Source organism: Sulfitobacter sediminis (genome assembly GCF_040811725.1).
Lineage (GTDB): Bacteria > Pseudomonadota > Alphaproteobacteria > Rhodobacterales > Rhodobacteraceae > Sulfitobacter > Sulfitobacter sediminis.
Genome location: NZ_JBFNXX010000003.1, coordinates 45,951 through 59,234, shown reverse-complemented (window position 1 = coordinate 59,234; position 13,284 = coordinate 45,951). Strand labels below are relative to the sequence as shown.

The following is a 13,284-nucleotide window of genomic DNA, read 5'->3' as shown; positions in this document are numbered from 1 at the left end:
GGCTGCGCTACTTTAGCTTCGACAGCTTATCCTGCAGCTCCGCAAGCTGCTTCTTGATCGCGTCGAGGTCTTCGCCCTGATCGTCCTCTTCCTCGGGTTCCGGTTCCGGGGCGCTCTTGGCCTTGTTGCCCCCGCCCCATCCCGCTGTCATGGCCTTGAGGAACGCCTCTTGCTGCGCCTGCATCGCCTCCATCCCGGGCATCTTGGCCATGGGATTCATGGAGGTCATGTTTTCCATCATCTTCGCCTGCCCGTCGCGGAGCATGTCGAATGAAGCGCGCAGGAACTGGGGCACGACCGAAACGTTGCCGGACATGTAGCTGCGGACCAGATCGTTCAGCACATCCACCGGCAGAACGGATTCCCCACGGCTTTCATGTTCGGCAATGATCTGAAGCAGATACTGGCGCGTCAGGTCGTCGCCCGATTTCAGATCGACGATCTGCACCTCGCGCCCATCCCTGATGAACCCCGAGATATCCTCAAGCGTCACGTAGTCGCTGGCTTCGGTGTTATAAAGCCGTCGCGACGCGTAGCGCTTGATCAGCAGAGGTTTCGATTTGTCCGACACGATTTTCCTCCCCGAGACGTGCTGCATTGCAGCTTAGGCCCATGGGAAAGAAAAGGAAAGCCGGACGATGAACCATGACGTCAGGGGGCAAGCACCTCCTTCATGGCAACTTCCACAGGGGTCGGAACGAAATCCGGCAGGGTCTGGGTCAGTTTCCGGCCGTCGATGGCGTGGGGAACCTGCCAGAGATAGCGCATCTCGTAGATCTCGTACATCGCCGCCCGAAACAGCGCCAAGAGGCGAATGACCGGCCAGGGCAAGCCGCCCACCTTTTGCTGCCGCCCCAGGGCGGTGCCGATCGCATCGGCCAGCTCGTTTCCCGTCAGGGCATAGCCCGAGAAACCGAACTCCTCGAATGTGCCGAACTCCTCGCGGCGCTCGGCAAGCATCACCGCCGCGCGGGCTGCATCCGGCAGATAGGCCCAGGCGTGCACCCGGTCGAGCGGGCCGGGATAGACGGTGCGCCCCTTGGCAGCCTTCGCCGCGATCAATGCGTCGAACCAATTGCCACTTGCTTCGCGCTCGACGAAATCGCCCGCGCGCAGGACGATGGTGCGCACACCGCTCCGGCGATAGGCCTCTTCCATCTCCACCCGTAACCGACCCTTGCGCGTTGTCGGTCGCCACGCCGTCTGCTCTGTCAGGACGTTGGGCGCATCGGCACCGTAGTTGTAGACATTGCCGGGCAAGAGCACTGTCGCAGAGGTCGCCCGTGCCGCTGCGATCACTGCCCGTGTGATGGGCGGCAATTCTTCTGACCATTTCTCGTAGGGCGGATTGATTGCATTCACGATCACGTCGCATCCCTTGCAGGCAACCGTGAGCGCCGCCGCATCCCGCACGTCGCCGATGACATGATCCCCCTGAGGCGTATTCTGCCCGTTCGGGCCGCGGGCAAAGGTCCTGACGTGCCATCCGGCATCTGCAAAAGCGGTGGTCGCGGCGCGGCCAAACCGGCCTTTGGCGCCCAGAACGATAACTGTTGGCATTGCTGGCATCCTTTCGGTTTGAGATGCCATCTGGTTAAACCATCCAGATATCGTTATCATTTTCGAAAGTTGGAATATTGTTATTCACATTTGGATGCATTGCATGCAGAACCTCGATTGGTCCCTCCTGCAGTCCTTTGCCGCGGTCGCCGAACACGGCTCGCTTTCCGCTGCGGCGCGTGCGACGCAAAGCAGTCAGCCGACGCTCAGCCGCCATATCACCCAACTGGAGGAGGCAATCGGCACGCGGTTGTTCGAGCGCAGCAAGGCGGGCGTCGCCCTGACCGAACGTGGAAGTGCGCTATACGAACAGGCGGCTCAGATGGCGGATGCCGCGGCGCGCCTTGCGATGACCGCCCATGGTCCGGACAACCTGTTGCAGGGGACCGTGCGGATCACGGCAAGCCAGATTGTCGCCACCTATCTTCTGCCCGATGTGCTGGTCGAGTTGCATGACAAGTTCCCGGCTGTCGAGATCGAACTCGTCGCGTCGGATGACACCAACAACCTGCTCCGCCGCGAAGCCGATATCGCGCTCCGCATGTACCGTCCGACACAAAACGATATGATCTCAAGACACATCGGCAATCTTGATCTGGGTGCCTATGCCAGTCGCAGGTACATAGAGGCGCGCGGCAGACCCCAGGGGCTGGAAGACCTGATGCAACACGATCTGATCGGTTACGACCGCAGCCCGCTGATCATCGACGGCATGAATGCCCTTGGCTTCAAGGCCGACCGCTGCTTCTTCAAGTTCCGTTGCGATGACCAGGTGGTGTGCTGGCAAATGGCGCGCGCGGGCTTCGGGATCGGTTTCAATCAAAAGGCAATCGCGGAACGAGACGGCGACATGATCTGTGTCTCTGGCGAAACGCCCGTGGGGCAATTGCCGGTCTGGCTGACGGCCCACCCCGAGCTGCGCCAAAGCCTGCGGATACGCAAGATCTTTGACTTTCTTGGAAAAGCGGTCTCGAAACGCCTGTCCCGCCCCTGATAAGGCAGGGGCATCATTTCATGCGTTCAAAAGAAAAAGGCGGGCTCAGGGAAGCCCGCCTTTCTTGCTCACGTCGTTCAGGGAGGAAGGACCGTGAGGAATTCAGATTTGCGCGATTACTTCGCGGCGGCCTTCTTGGCCGTTGCGGTGGCCTCGGAGGTGGCCTTCTTCATCACGGCAGCAGTTTCTTCCTGCATGTCCTTGCCGGCCGCCATCAGCAGCTCGACGGTGTCCATCTGGACCTTCTTCGCCACCTCGGCAAAGGCTGCCATGTGCTCGGACGCGGTTTCTGCATATGCAGATGCGAATTCGGTCATCGCCTTGGTGTAATCGGCGGGCTCATCCTTGGCCTTCGCCAGCTTCTCCAGCTTGGAGATGGTTTCTTTGGTCCACTTCGAAGAAATGTCGGTGGACTGCTCAACGGCGTTCAGGGCAACGTGGGAAAGCTTTTCGTTCAGCGTTGCGGTGGTCTTGAACGCGCCTTCCATGGCAGAACCGTCGATCGGGAATGCGCCCATGACGTCTTTGAACATTACGGTCATGTCGGGTGTCTTGCTCATCTTGTAAATCCTTTGCTAGCGTTGCGCGGGCTTCAACCCGCCTTTCTGCATCTGCGAGAGATATACATGCTGCAGCGCGGCATTTCAACCATTTTTCTGCGCTGCAGCAATAATAATTTACCTTGGGTAAATCTCGTTCCTTTTCAGCGATTTGCCTTCTTGCGCACGTAGTCGCCCGGCGCATCACCCAAAAGCTTGCGGCCATCGTCGCCCGGGTTGCGGGCGGGAATCATCGCACCCGCGCGCTTGGCCAGCCATTTCTCCCAGCGTGGCCACCAGGACCCTTCGGTGAACTCGGCACCCGCCAGCCAGTCCTTGTAATGCAGGCTCAGGTCGTCGTTGGTGTAGTGGCCGTACTTCTTCTTGCTGGGTGGGTTCACGATCCCCGCGATATGGCCCGACTGAGTCATGATGAATGTCTTGTCCTTCGACCCCATCAGCCCGATACCGCGATAGCTGTCCTTCCAGGGCGCAATGTGATCGGTCTCGCAGGCAATCGCACAAAGCGGCACGTCCACGTCGTCGAGCACCAGGTGATGCCCCAACAGGTCATAGCCGCCGTCGGCAAGCTGGTTGCCCTGGCACAGCCCCCGCAGATACTGCATCGCCATCTTGCCCGGCAGGTTTGCCCCGTCGCCGTTCCAGTAGAGCAGATCGAAGGCCGGAGGCGTCTCGCCCATCATGTAGTGTTTCACTGCCGGCCCATAGACCAGGTCGTTCGAGCGAAGGAACGAGAACGTCCGCGCCATGATGATCGAGGGCAGGATACCCTTGTCATGCGTCTCCGCCTCGATGCCGTCGATGAAATCGTCGGTGAGGAAAGGCTGAAACTCCCCCTGATCCGAGAAATCCGTCAGCGCGGTGAAGAACGTCGCCGACTTGATCGACTTGTCCCCCCGCTGCTTCAGCAGCGACAGCGTCAGCGCCAAAGTGGTCCCCGCGATGCAATAGCCGATGGCGTTGATCTGCTTTTCGCCGGTGATCTTCTTCACCTCTTCGATCGCGGTCAGATACCCGCTCTCGACGTAATCCTCCATGCCGACATCGCGGTAGCTGGGATCGGGATTCACCCAGGACACCATGAACAGGGTGTAACCCTGGTCGACGATCCACTTCACAAGGCTGTTCTGCTCTTTCAGATCGAGAATGTAGAACTTGTTGATCCACGGCGGGAAGATGAGCAGCGGTGTCTTGTGCACCTTCTCGGTCGTCGGCGTGTACTGGATCAGCTCGAACATCCGGTTGCGAAACACCACCTTGCCCGGTGTCGTCGCGATATTGCCGCCCAATTCGAACGCGTTCTCATCCGAAAGCCGCACGATCAGCTCACCGTCGTTGGCCTCGAGATCCGCGATCAGGTTCTCAAGCCCCTTGATCAGGCTCGCCCCTTCCGTCTCGACCGCCTTTTCAAGCGCGTCCGGATTGGTGGCCAGGAAATTGGTCGGGCTCATCAGGTCGATGATCTGGCGGCTGAAGTAGGCCAGCCGCTGCTTCTCGCGCGGTTCCATGTCGGTGATCGAATTCACCGCCTGCTCCAGCGCCTCGGAATTGATCAGATACTGCTGCTTGACGAAGTTGAAGTACGGGTTCGTCTCCCACATGGGGTTGGTGAATCGGCGATCCTTCGCGGTCCGGTCCTTGGGTGCCGCCATCGGACCCGTCGCCAGCGCCTGCTGGGCTTCCATGAAATGTGTCAGCGCCTTGGCCCAATACCCCATCTGCTGTTCCATCAGTTTGGCGGGGTTGTTGAGCGCCTCGTTCATGTAGGCCTGTACGGCCTTGGTGAAGAGTTGTTGATTCGGTCCATCAAGTGCGGGCTTGTGGGTCTGCCGGGAGGCCATAACGTTGCGCAGACGCTCGCCAAGTTCCTCAACTTTCTTAAGATTTTCTGCCATCCGATCCATCGAGGCCGTTTTCGTGGCGTCATGATCCGTGGTTTCAGTTGTCATCTTAACTATTTGCTCCTATCTTCGCACTTGCAGCATAACGTCGTCCTTTTCAGGGGCAGGAGCGACGCTAAATCCCGATTCGGGCCCATAAAGGAGACCCCAGATGCGCTATATGGCAACTTACGACCTCATGGAAACCATGAGGAACACAAATCAGTGGTTGGGCGCTTCCGCGCTTGCCTTGGCATCTTATCCTGCTTTCGCGATGTTTCCAAATCCCGGACTTGCCTGGATGGCGGCCTGGGGCGAGGTGACCGAGCGCACTTTTTCCCGCATGGTAATGAAACCAGACTGGAATATCCCCCCCTTCGTCGGCTCCAATGGTCAGGACCGCATCGTGGTCGAGGAAGTGGTGATGCAGCGCGATTTCGGCGATCTGCTGCACTTCCGCGTGCAGGGACGCACCACGCCCAAGCGCAAGGTGCTGCTGGTGGCCCCTATGTCCGGCCACTATGCCACGCTGCTGCGCTCGACCGTGATCAGCCTGCTGCCCGATTGCGACGTCTTTATCACCGACTGGCACAACGCCCGTGACATCCCCGTCAGCGCGGGCAAATTCGATATCGAGGATTACACCCTCTATCTCGTTGATTTCATGCGCGAACTGGGCAAGGACCTGCATGTCATCGCCGTCTGTCAGCCGGCGCCGCTCGCCCTCGCCGCCACGGCGCTGCTGGCTGAGGAAGACCCCAAGGCACAGCCCAGCACGCTCACGCTGATCGGCGGTCCCATCGACCCAAGTGCGGCACCCACCGAGGTGACCGACTTCGGCCATGCGGTTACCATGGGCCAGCTTGAAGAGCTGATGATTCAGCGCGTCGGCTTCAAATACAAGGGTGTCGGACGCATGGTCTATCCGGGGCTGCTGCAGCTCACGTCCTTCATCTCGATGAACAGCGAAACGCATTTCAATGCCTTCCGCGATCAGATCACCCGCGTTGCCATGGGTGAGGCGCACGAGCACGACAAGCACAACAAGTTCTACGACGAGTACCTCGCCGTGATGGACATGCCCGCTGAGTTCTACCTTTCCACGGTCGAGCGAATCTTCAAGGCGGGCGAGATTGCCTCGAACTCCTTTACCGTGAAGGGCAAGAAGGTCGATATCGGCAAGATCACGACCGTCGCGGTCAAGACCGTCGAAGGTTCGAAGGACGATATCTCCGCGCCCGGCCAGTGTGTCGCGGCGCTCGACCTGCTGACGGGCCTGCCGGAAGAGAAGAAGGCCAGCCATCTGGAAGAAGGCGCGGGTCACTACGGGATCTTCGCGGGCAAAAGCTGGCGCTACAACATCCGGCCGCTGGTGCTCGATTTCATCGACGACCACGAAAAGGCGACACCTCCGGGCTTCCGCAAGCGCGGCAAGCCGGTCAGCGACCCCGCCAATATGAACGTGGCGGTCTAAGGGGCCATGGCTGCCGCAGCACCCTTTCGGTGTGACTGCGGCAAGATCGAAGGTGTCCTGCACGCGGCCCCTCGGAAGGGTCTGCACTTGGAATGCTTCTGCGACTCCTGTCGCGCCGGGGCGCTCTATTGCGGCGCGAAACTTCCGGTGGGCACGCCGGTCGGTCTCTACCTGACCCAGCCCGAGAACATCACGATCGACAAGGGCGCTGAACACCTGCGAACCTTCGCCTTCAGCCCCCGGGGCATCATCCGTTGGAAGGCAGGATGCTGCGGCGTGCAGATGTTTTCCTCGCAGGCGGACCCCGGAACGCCTTCATGTCCATCCGCACGGACCGCCTGACCGACCCCCAGGCAGCAGGGCCGGTCCGATCCCGGTCCTTCATACCGAAAGGCAACGGCAAGACACGGCACGAAGGGATCGGAGGGCTGATCAAGCTGGTCTTGGGTGCGCTGGCTGCGCGGCTCACCGGAAGATGGCGCAAGACACCCTTGTTCAACCCCGAAACGGCCGAACCCATCGCCCCGGTCACCCTTGTGCCACGCGAGGAAAAGCAGCAGCTACTGGCCGCAAACGCCTGATACTACTGCAAAACCAGCGGCTGCCGCATCCAGGCGCGCAACGCCGCCGTGGTGGCCGAGGGCTGCTCCAGCGTCGGAAGGTGGCCTGCCCCTTCGAGCACCTTCAGCTCCGCGTAGGGTATCAATTCGGCCATGAAGCTGTGTCGTTTAACCGGGCAAAGCTGGTCGTGCTCTCCGCAGAGTACCAGCGCAGGCGCGCGGCATTTCCGCAGTACCGCCTGCTGATCACGCCGACGTTGCAGGGCGCGCGATTGCCGGATGAAAACCTCCGGCCCCAGCACCTCGGCCATATCCATGACGAGGTCGAGCACATCCGCCCGCTGCGATCCGGGGGCGAGATACTCCGGCTTCATCTCCTCGCGCATGACGTCCAGCAGCTCGCCGGCCCGTGCCTTGACGATCTGAGGCTCCCGGTTGGCTGCCGCCGCCGGGGTTTCGGCCAGGGGGCTCGTCCCCATCAGGGCGATGCGGGTGATCCGGTCGGGTGCGCGCCGAAGCAGCTCCATCGCCACGATCCCGCCCATGCTGAGCCCGGCCAGCGCAAACCGCTTGGGAAGCAGATCAAGCAGACCCGAGGCGATTTCCTCGATCCGTTCACCCTGCGTGACAGGGGCCACCATGACCGCCATCTCCGAGGACAGTTCGGCAATCTGCGGGCCGTAAACCCGCGCATCGCACATCATCCCCGGCAAGAGGACCAATGGCTCAGCCATCGGTGATACCTGACTGAAAACACATGAAATTACCGCCCACCCCGATCTTGTTGATCCTCTATATCACGGGGCGATCACGGCGCAATATCCGCGGGCGCCCGCGGGAAGCACAATCCGCGAAAGGCGGGAAAATCGACATAGCGCGCCTGCCGCTCTTCCAGCGTCTCCCCTGGCGCCTCTCCCCGGCGCAGTAACGTTCCGCGCGGCGCGACATAGCTCGAAATCGTCCGCCAAGGCCTGGGCCGCCAGACAAGGTTCAAGGCGGCGAGCTTGGGAAAGAACCACATCTCGGAATAGGGCAGATGATCGTGCAGCCACCACGCCAGATCGCGCCAGTCCCGCCCCTTCTCGTATTGATCCGCAAACCACGGGATCACGATCGACGCCCCCGCGATCGCATCCTTGCCACTCCCCCGGTCCCAGATATGACATTCCAGAGGATGATCGTTCCGTGCACAGTTCAGCCGGTTCTCGTTGCCGTAGCGGTTCAGCGTCGGCGACCGATACCCCGAACGCACCGCGATCCGGCCAAAGGTCTCCTCCAGCGGGTCCATGAGCGCCGCACAGAACGCCCGCCCGTTCTCCAGCACCAGATCAGGGTTTTCCGGCACATTCGGCACCCCATGAAACCCGCTGATCTCGGAATACATGAAATCCCGCATGAAGAAATACCGCGACAGCCGCTGGCGCCCGAAGGTCTCAAGGCTCCACATGCTGCCCGGCTTGCGCATCAGCGCTCACCTGCTGCGGGGTCTTCCATCACAGGCCTTCCGCCCAATCGAGAATGGCCTGCACCGTCGCCTCTGTCTGGCCGGGCGACATGATATCCCCCGCAATGACATGTGCGTCCGGGTCGTCGCCCGGCCCAAGATCGGGGTTGAGGATACTCACCGGTCCACCCCATCGCGCGGCCGTCGCCTCGGTCAGGTCTGGGCGCACGACCGTATCGTCCGGTGAAAAGATAAAGAGCGCCGGAATTTCGGTCTGGCCGAGGTCAAGCGCCGCCACCTCCTTGACCAGCGCCGCCATGGGCAGCACGGCCACGCTGGGATAGCGCGTGGTCCAGTACTGGCCCTGCCCCTCGTTCCGAGGCTCGAAACTGCGTTCGGCCCCGGCAAGCGTCGGCAGCCAGGAACGGGCCGCCGGGAAGGTCAACAGGGGTGCCAGCGGGTTCTGGATGCCGAAATTCGGCGAAATCAGCACGATGCCCGCAACGTCCCGCGATAACTCCGCGTCCACCGCCGCCGCTGCGGCGAGCGTGCCGCCGGTCGATGTCGACAGGATAAGCACCCGCTCGCCCACCGCACGCGCTGCCGCCAACCCCTCGGCCACATCCGCCATCCAGTCGGCAACAGTCGCCTCGGCCAGTGCCTGCCCGCCCCGGCCATGCCCCGCCAGCCGCGTGAAGACCAGGTTCGCGCCCAGCCCCTCGGCAACGCGGTCCGGCACGGGCCGGATCTCCTGCGCTGTCGCGGAAAAGCCGTGCAGGTAAAGGATGGACCAGTCGGTCTTTGCCTCCGGCTCGCCAGCCCAAAGCACCTGTTTCTCCACGCCCGGCGTGATGTCGCCAAAACCCGCCTCCCGCATCGCGAAGTGCCGTGCCACCCCACCTTCCAGCGCCGAGGCGTCGAAAGAAGCACTCAGATCGCTGTCCTCATAGGGACCGAGAAGAAAAAGCGCCCCAACAATCAAGGCGAAAGCGAGCACAAACCAAAGCACGGCTTTCATAATTATTTTCATTGCCTTACCCCCAGAACCTCACGCAAAGCCTGAACAACCAGATCGAGACATGGGCCATCGGAAAACCGGTGATCCGCGTCCTTGACCAGCTTGAGTTGCATGTCCGGGCCCGAGGCATGTTCCAACAGGCGCACCGCCGTCTCCACGCTCACCGCCGTATCCGCCGTCCCCTGCAGGAACCGCACCGGAAACGGTAACTCCAGTGCCGACCGCAGCACCAGCTGCTGCCGTCCGTCCTCGATCATCCGCTTGGTGATCACGTAGGGCTCCATGTAATCCGAGGGCAGTTCGACATATCCCCGCGCCTCCAACTGCGCCCACTGGTCATCGGTGAAATCCGCGGCATAGCCGTCCTCGGTGAAATCGGGTGCCGCCGCAATCGTCACCATCCCCGCGATCCGTTCCGGCATGGCGCGCGCCAGCAGCAGCGCCTGCCAGCCCCCCATGGATGATCCTACAGGGACAATCGCCCCCTCGGTCAGCGCCCCGACCGCCTCGACAGTATCCTCCGCCCAGTCCCCGATGCAGCCATCGGTGAAATCGCCGGACGACTCACCATGCCCGGAATAGTCGAATCGCAGGAACGCACGTCCCTCTTTCTGCGCCCATTCTTCAAGGAACACCGCTTTCGTGCCCTGCATGTCAGACTTCAGACCGCCCAGAAAAACGATGCAGGGTCCCTGCCCGTCGGTTCGGTGATAGGCCAGCCTGCGGCCTGGTTTTGTTGATAGAAAGCTCGTCTCGGCCATGCATGCCCCCTGCTCTTTGCACGATCATGCGCGGCAGAATTTCAGAGCACAACCATCAGATTATTACGTGACTATCTTGTCACGTGATTAATTGATCACCTATAAGCTGATTCCATGGACGCGGTTTTCAAAGCCCTTGCCGATCCGGCCCGACGCACCCTTCTCGACGCCCTGCGCCAGAAGGACGGACAGACCTTGCAAGAGCTGACGGAGCTTCTCGACATGACGCGTTTCGGGGTGATGAAGCACCTCGGCGTGCTGGAGGAGGCAAACCTTGTCCTCACGACCAAGAAAGGACGGTTCAAATACCACTACCTCAACGCCGTCCCCCTGCAGCAAACCATTGATCGCTGGATCGAGCCAATGCGCGCGAAACCGGTGGCCCGAGCGGTGCTTGACCTCAAATCCACCCTTGAAAGGACCGACAAAATGTCAAAACCGGATTTCATGATGCAGACCTTCATCCGCTGCACCCAGGACGCTTTGTGGGATGCGCTCAGCAACCCTGAAAGCATGGCCGCCTACCACTTCATGTGCGACCGCGTAGAGGGCGAGGCCATCGAAGGCGGCGCGCTCACCTGGCTCTTGCCCGACGGCAACAAGATGCTGACCCAGCGCCCCACCAAGGTGGTGCCCAAGACCCGTATCGAGGCAACCTTCGAGCCGCATTTCTTCGGCCCCGACGCCAAGGGTTCGCACATGGTCTTCATCATCGAACCGCAGGGGCCCGCCTGCAAGCTGACCATCGAACACTATGACATTCCCGCCGGGCAGGAAGGTGTCGCTGAAGGCTGGGCGCGGCTGGCCGCCTCGCTCAAGTCGTGGCTGGAAACCGGCACGCCCATGAAGGCCGCGATGTAGGAGCGATGATGATGGAAAGCTTTCCCACCGAACTCGGCGTGCTGACCTGCCTGATGCTGCTCGCCGCCTCGCTCTGGATCCCCTACATCGTCGGGGTCAACACCGCACCCGCGGGGTCTCTGCCCGCCGACGCACCGGACGGTTTCATCCGCATCCCGAACCCGGCATTGCATCGCCCCTGGGTGCAGCGGGCTTGGCGCGCCCACCTGAACCTGCTGGAACAGGGCATCCCTTTCGCCATTCTGGTGCTTCTGGTGGATCGCGTCGACGGGTTCACCGCCCTGACCTACTGGACCGCCATCGCCTTCTTCTGGCTCAGGGTGGCCCATGCCATCGGCTATATCACCGGTTTCGCGCGCCTGCCGCTCAGGCCGCTCATCTTCCTTGGCGGCTGGCTTTGCTGTCTGATCATGGGATACGCGGTCTTTGCCGCGCGGATGGTCTAACCGCCGATGTAAACGGACGTCTTGGGCCGGTAAAAGACCTTCTGGTCATGCAGCCGGCCCAGCAATTCCTCGCCCTTGCGCTGATCTTCTTCGACCACGCGGATCGATTCCATGTCGGCAGGGCTTTCGTCGCTCAGCGCACGGCGCATCCGGCACAGCTCGCGCCCACGGGCGCGCAACGCTTCCTCGATCAGGTCAACGTCTTCTATCGTCAGCTGGAAGTTCCGGTTGTAGCTCGGCATGACCGTGATCTCTCCTGAAAAGCCGCGCTGCGGCATGCATCCCTCATGTCGTAATTAAACGCTTATCCGTCGCAGTCAACGTATATCTATGTATACAATGGAGGGGTTATACATCATCTTCCACTTCCGGCAGCCCGTAGGCAATCACCGCAGCCGCCAAGGCCATGGCCGCAAAGACCATCAGCGTCGCCTGCGCGCCGATCAATGCCGCACCGCCGCCAATGACGCCCGCGACAAGCAGAAGTGTGCCAATCACCGTGTTGCTCACCGCCGCATAGGCCGCGCGCTGGTTCTCGTCCGCCAGATCGACAAGGTAGGTCGACCGCGCCTGCCGCACCCCGTGATAGGCGATCATCAGCGCAAACAGCACAACCGGCATCACCCAATAGACGGTCGCCATACCAATCGCCCAGACGCCGACTGCCGCCGCCATGGTCGCGGCCCCCGCGACACCCGGAAGCATCAGCACCTGCCGGCTCGACCGGTCCGACAGACGTCCCCAGACATAGGAACTGAGGAAAGACGCCGCCGCCGAGGCAAGCACCAGAGCGCCCAGCTGGCTGAGCGACCCCTCACCTGCAAGGATAACCAGGTATGGCGGTGCCAATGCCGTCGACACCAGCAGCCCGCGCACGACGATAAACCGCTGCAACGCCGGGTTCTCCTTCAGCACGCTGAAATTCGCCGCCGTTCCCGCGCCCTCTTCGCTGTCTTCCTCCTTCATAGTCGAAAACAGCAGCGCCGCCGCGATCCACAAACAGGCCGCCAGCCCGATGGCCGCGACAATCACCTCGCGGCTCTGCGCCAGCCCGGTGATCAACAACACCGCAAATATCAACACACCCACCGACGACGCCGACCCGGCGAGACCTGTGACCGATCCCCGCTGTGCCTTTTCGACCGTCTTGCCCAGAATATCCTTGTAGGACACCGAACAGGCCGCCCGGCAGAGCGCCAGCACCGCCAGCGCCGCACAGATCGCAAGCCCTGCCGCAGCCCCTTCTAGCGTCACCGCTGCAAGGGCGATCAGCGCCGCCGAAATCCCCTGTCCCGCGCTGCCCAACGTCCACATCCATTTACGCTGCCGCAGTTTCTGCAGCACGCTCGCCAGCGGCATCTGCGGCAACAACGCGCCGGCCTCGCGTATCGGCACCAGCGCCCCCGCGTAGACCGCAGGCGCGCCCAGCGAGGTCAGAAGCCACGCCAGCACCAATTTGGGGTCGATCAGACCGTCCGCGATCTTGGTCATCGACAGGGACGCGATATGGCGCAGGCCATTGCGCGCCTGGGTCTTACCGGGGGTCTCATCGGCACCGGAAATTGCCTCGAAAGCGGTCTGGGTGGGGGTGTTCTGCATGACTGTCCGTGTGTTTCCTTCGTCCGGGGCTAACGTCACAACCGCCTGCCGGTTCCCGCTGGGGGCAGCTTCTTTTCAATCGCCTCCCCGCCGCCCGGCGCCGCGCTTGCCAGATCGCTGCGAGCTG

General features: G+C 61.6%; 16 protein-coding genes. 6 read left to right on the top strand and 10 right to left on the bottom strand.

Annotated features, from left to right (window positions below; translation table 11 throughout):
- Positions 1-7 precede the first annotated feature (7 nt).
- Positions 8-598: a polyhydroxyalkanoate synthesis repressor PhaR gene (phaR, locus tag AB2B41_RS04810; RefSeq protein ID WP_420014279.1), complete on the bottom strand. Its 591-nt coding sequence runs from the start codon at positions 596-598 to the stop codon at positions 8-10.
- 53 nt (positions 599-651) lie between these two features.
- Positions 652-1,560: an NAD-dependent epimerase/dehydratase family protein gene (locus tag AB2B41_RS04805; RefSeq protein ID WP_367876614.1), complete on the bottom strand. Its 909-nt coding sequence runs from the start codon at positions 1,558-1,560 to the stop codon at positions 652-654.
- Positions 1,561-1,663: 103 nt separating this feature from the next.
- Between AB2B41_RS04805 and AB2B41_RS04800 the strand changes: the two genes are divergently transcribed.
- Entirely contained in the window at positions 1,664-2,554 is an 891-nt protein-coding gene (locus AB2B41_RS04800; protein ID WP_367876613.1) for a LysR family transcriptional regulator, read from the top strand.
- A gap of 116 nt (positions 2,555-2,670) precedes the next feature.
- Here AB2B41_RS04800 and AB2B41_RS04795 read toward each other — a convergent pair whose 3' ends face one another.
- Both AB2B41_RS04795 and AB2B41_RS04790 read right to left on the bottom strand, forming a co-directional pair.
- Positions 2,671-3,114 (bottom strand): phasin family protein, encoded by a 444-nt coding sequence (locus AB2B41_RS04795; protein ID WP_367876612.1) that lies wholly within the window; start codon positions 3,112-3,114, stop codon positions 2,671-2,673.
- A gap of 143 nt (positions 3,115-3,257) precedes the next feature.
- A complete protein-coding gene (locus AB2B41_RS04790) occupies positions 3,258-5,063 on the bottom strand; it encodes a PHA/PHB synthase family protein (protein ID WP_367876611.1) in 1,806 nt (601 codons plus the stop codon).
- Positions 5,064-5,166: 103 nt separating this feature from the next.
- Here AB2B41_RS04790 and phaZ point away from each other — a divergent pair, with 103 nt between their 5' ends.
- From phaZ to AB2B41_RS04775, 3 genes are read left to right on the top strand one after another with little or no spacing between them, the layout of a single operon-like run.
- Positions 5,167-6,468, top strand: coding sequence for a polyhydroxyalkanoate depolymerase (phaZ, locus tag AB2B41_RS04785; protein WP_367876610.1), 1,302 nt, complete (start codon positions 5,167-5,169; stop codon positions 6,466-6,468).
- Positions 6,469-6,474: 6 nt separating this feature from the next.
- Positions 6,475-6,810: a DUF6151 family protein gene (locus tag AB2B41_RS04780; protein WP_367876609.1), complete on the top strand. Its 336-nt coding sequence runs from the start codon at positions 6,475-6,477 to the stop codon at positions 6,808-6,810.
- On the top strand, positions 6,786-7,049 hold the full coding sequence (locus AB2B41_RS04775; protein ID WP_367876608.1) for a hypothetical protein: 264 nt from the start codon (positions 6,786-6,788) through the stop codon (positions 7,047-7,049). Before AB2B41_RS04780 ends, AB2B41_RS04775 begins: the two co-directional genes overlap by 25 nt.
- A gap of 2 nt (positions 7,050-7,051) precedes the next feature.
- Here AB2B41_RS04775 and AB2B41_RS04770 read toward each other — a convergent pair whose 3' ends face one another.
- From AB2B41_RS04770 to AB2B41_RS04755, 4 genes are all read right to left on the bottom strand, one after another.
- Complete coding sequence (locus tag AB2B41_RS04770) at positions 7,052-7,762, bottom strand: alpha/beta fold hydrolase (RefSeq protein WP_367876607.1); 711 nt, start codon at positions 7,760-7,762, stop codon at positions 7,052-7,054.
- 74 nt (positions 7,763-7,836) lie between these two features.
- Positions 7,837-8,475 (bottom strand): hypothetical protein, encoded by a 639-nt coding sequence (locus AB2B41_RS04765; protein WP_367876879.1) that lies wholly within the window; start codon positions 8,473-8,475, stop codon positions 7,837-7,839.
- Positions 8,476-8,521: 46 nt separating this feature from the next.
- A complete protein-coding gene (locus AB2B41_RS04760; RefSeq protein ID WP_367876606.1) occupies positions 8,522-9,490 on the bottom strand; it encodes an alpha/beta hydrolase in 969 nt (322 codons plus the stop codon).
- 8 nt (positions 9,491-9,498) lie between these two features.
- On the bottom strand, positions 9,499-10,251 hold the full coding sequence (locus AB2B41_RS04755; protein WP_367876605.1) for an alpha/beta fold hydrolase: 753 nt from the start codon (positions 10,249-10,251) through the stop codon (positions 9,499-9,501).
- Between the two features lie 114 nt (positions 10,252-10,365).
- Between AB2B41_RS04755 and AB2B41_RS04750 the strand changes: the two genes are divergently transcribed.
- Together AB2B41_RS04750 and AB2B41_RS04745 are read left to right on the top strand one after the other, a co-directional pair.
- Entirely contained in the window at positions 10,366-11,112 is a 747-nt protein-coding gene (locus AB2B41_RS04750; RefSeq protein WP_367876604.1) for an ArsR/SmtB family transcription factor, read from the top strand.
- A gap of 11 nt (positions 11,113-11,123) precedes the next feature.
- A complete protein-coding gene (locus tag AB2B41_RS04745) occupies positions 11,124-11,558 on the top strand; it encodes an MAPEG family protein (RefSeq protein ID WP_367876603.1) in 435 nt (144 codons plus the stop codon).
- Here the strand turns inward: AB2B41_RS04745 and AB2B41_RS04740 are convergent.
- Together AB2B41_RS04740 and AB2B41_RS04735 are read right to left on the bottom strand one after the other, a co-directional pair.
- The gene (locus AB2B41_RS04740; protein WP_367876878.1) at positions 11,555-11,800 is read right to left on the bottom strand and encodes a hypothetical protein; all 246 of its coding nucleotides are present in this window, start codon (positions 11,798-11,800) and stop codon (positions 11,555-11,557) included. The two genes, AB2B41_RS04745 and AB2B41_RS04740, sit on opposite strands and share 4 nt — an antisense overlap.
- Positions 11,801-11,906: 106 nt before the next feature.
- On the bottom strand, positions 11,907-13,157 hold the full coding sequence (locus AB2B41_RS04735; protein ID WP_367876602.1) for an MFS transporter: 1,251 nt from the start codon (positions 13,155-13,157) through the stop codon (positions 11,907-11,909).
- Positions 13,158-13,284: the final 127 nt, after the last annotated feature.

Excerpts from the sequence above, each read along its gene's own strand:
- AB2B41_RS04805 (WP_367876614.1), bottom strand. The coding sequence starts at position 1,560 with ATGCCAACAGTTATCGTTCTGGGCGCCAAAGGCCGGTTTGGCCGCGCC.
- AB2B41_RS04770 (WP_367876607.1), bottom strand. The coding sequence starts at position 7,762 with ATGGCTGAGCCATTGGTCCTCTTGCCGGGGATGATGTGCGATGCGCGG.
- AB2B41_RS04740 (WP_367876878.1), bottom strand. The coding sequence starts at position 11,800 with ATGCCGAGCTACAACCGGAACTTCCAGCTGACGATAGAAGACGTTGAC.
- AB2B41_RS04795 (WP_367876612.1), bottom strand. The coding sequence starts at position 3,114 with ATGAGCAAGACACCCGACATGACCGTAATGTTCAAAGACGTCATGGGC.
- AB2B41_RS04745 (WP_367876603.1), top strand. The coding sequence starts at position 11,124 with ATGGAAAGCTTTCCCACCGAACTCGGCGTGCTGACCTGCCTGATGCTG.
- phaZ (WP_367876610.1), top strand. The coding sequence starts at position 5,167 with ATGCGCTATATGGCAACTTACGACCTCATGGAAACCATGAGGAACACA.
- AB2B41_RS04735 (WP_367876602.1), bottom strand. The coding sequence starts at position 13,157 with ATGCAGAACACCCCCACCCAGACCGCTTTCGAGGCAATTTCCGGTGCC.
- AB2B41_RS04800 (WP_367876613.1), top strand. The coding sequence starts at position 1,664 with ATGCAGAACCTCGATTGGTCCCTCCTGCAGTCCTTTGCCGCGGTCGCC.
- AB2B41_RS04780 (WP_367876609.1), top strand. The coding sequence starts at position 6,475 with ATGGCTGCCGCAGCACCCTTTCGGTGTGACTGCGGCAAGATCGAAGGT.
- AB2B41_RS04775 (WP_367876608.1), top strand. The coding sequence starts at position 6,786 with ATGTCCATCCGCACGGACCGCCTGACCGACCCCCAGGCAGCAGGGCCG.
- AB2B41_RS04750 (WP_367876604.1), top strand. The coding sequence starts at position 10,366 with ATGGACGCGGTTTTCAAAGCCCTTGCCGATCCGGCCCGACGCACCCTT.
- AB2B41_RS04760 (WP_367876606.1), bottom strand. The coding sequence starts at position 9,490 with ATGAAAGCCGTGCTTTGGTTTGTGCTCGCTTTCGCCTTGATTGTTGGG.
- phaR (WP_420014279.1), bottom strand. The coding sequence starts at position 598 with ATGCAGCACGTCTCGGGGAGGAAAATCGTGTCGGACAAATCGAAACCT.
- AB2B41_RS04765 (WP_367876879.1), bottom strand. The coding sequence starts at position 8,475 with ATGTGGAGCCTTGAGACCTTCGGGCGCCAGCGGCTGTCGCGGTATTTC.
- AB2B41_RS04755 (WP_367876605.1), bottom strand. The coding sequence starts at position 10,251 with ATGGCCGAGACGAGCTTTCTATCAACAAAACCAGGCCGCAGGCTGGCC.
- AB2B41_RS04790 (WP_367876611.1), bottom strand. The coding sequence starts at position 5,063 with ATGACAACTGAAACCACGGATCATGACGCCACGAAAACGGCCTCGATG.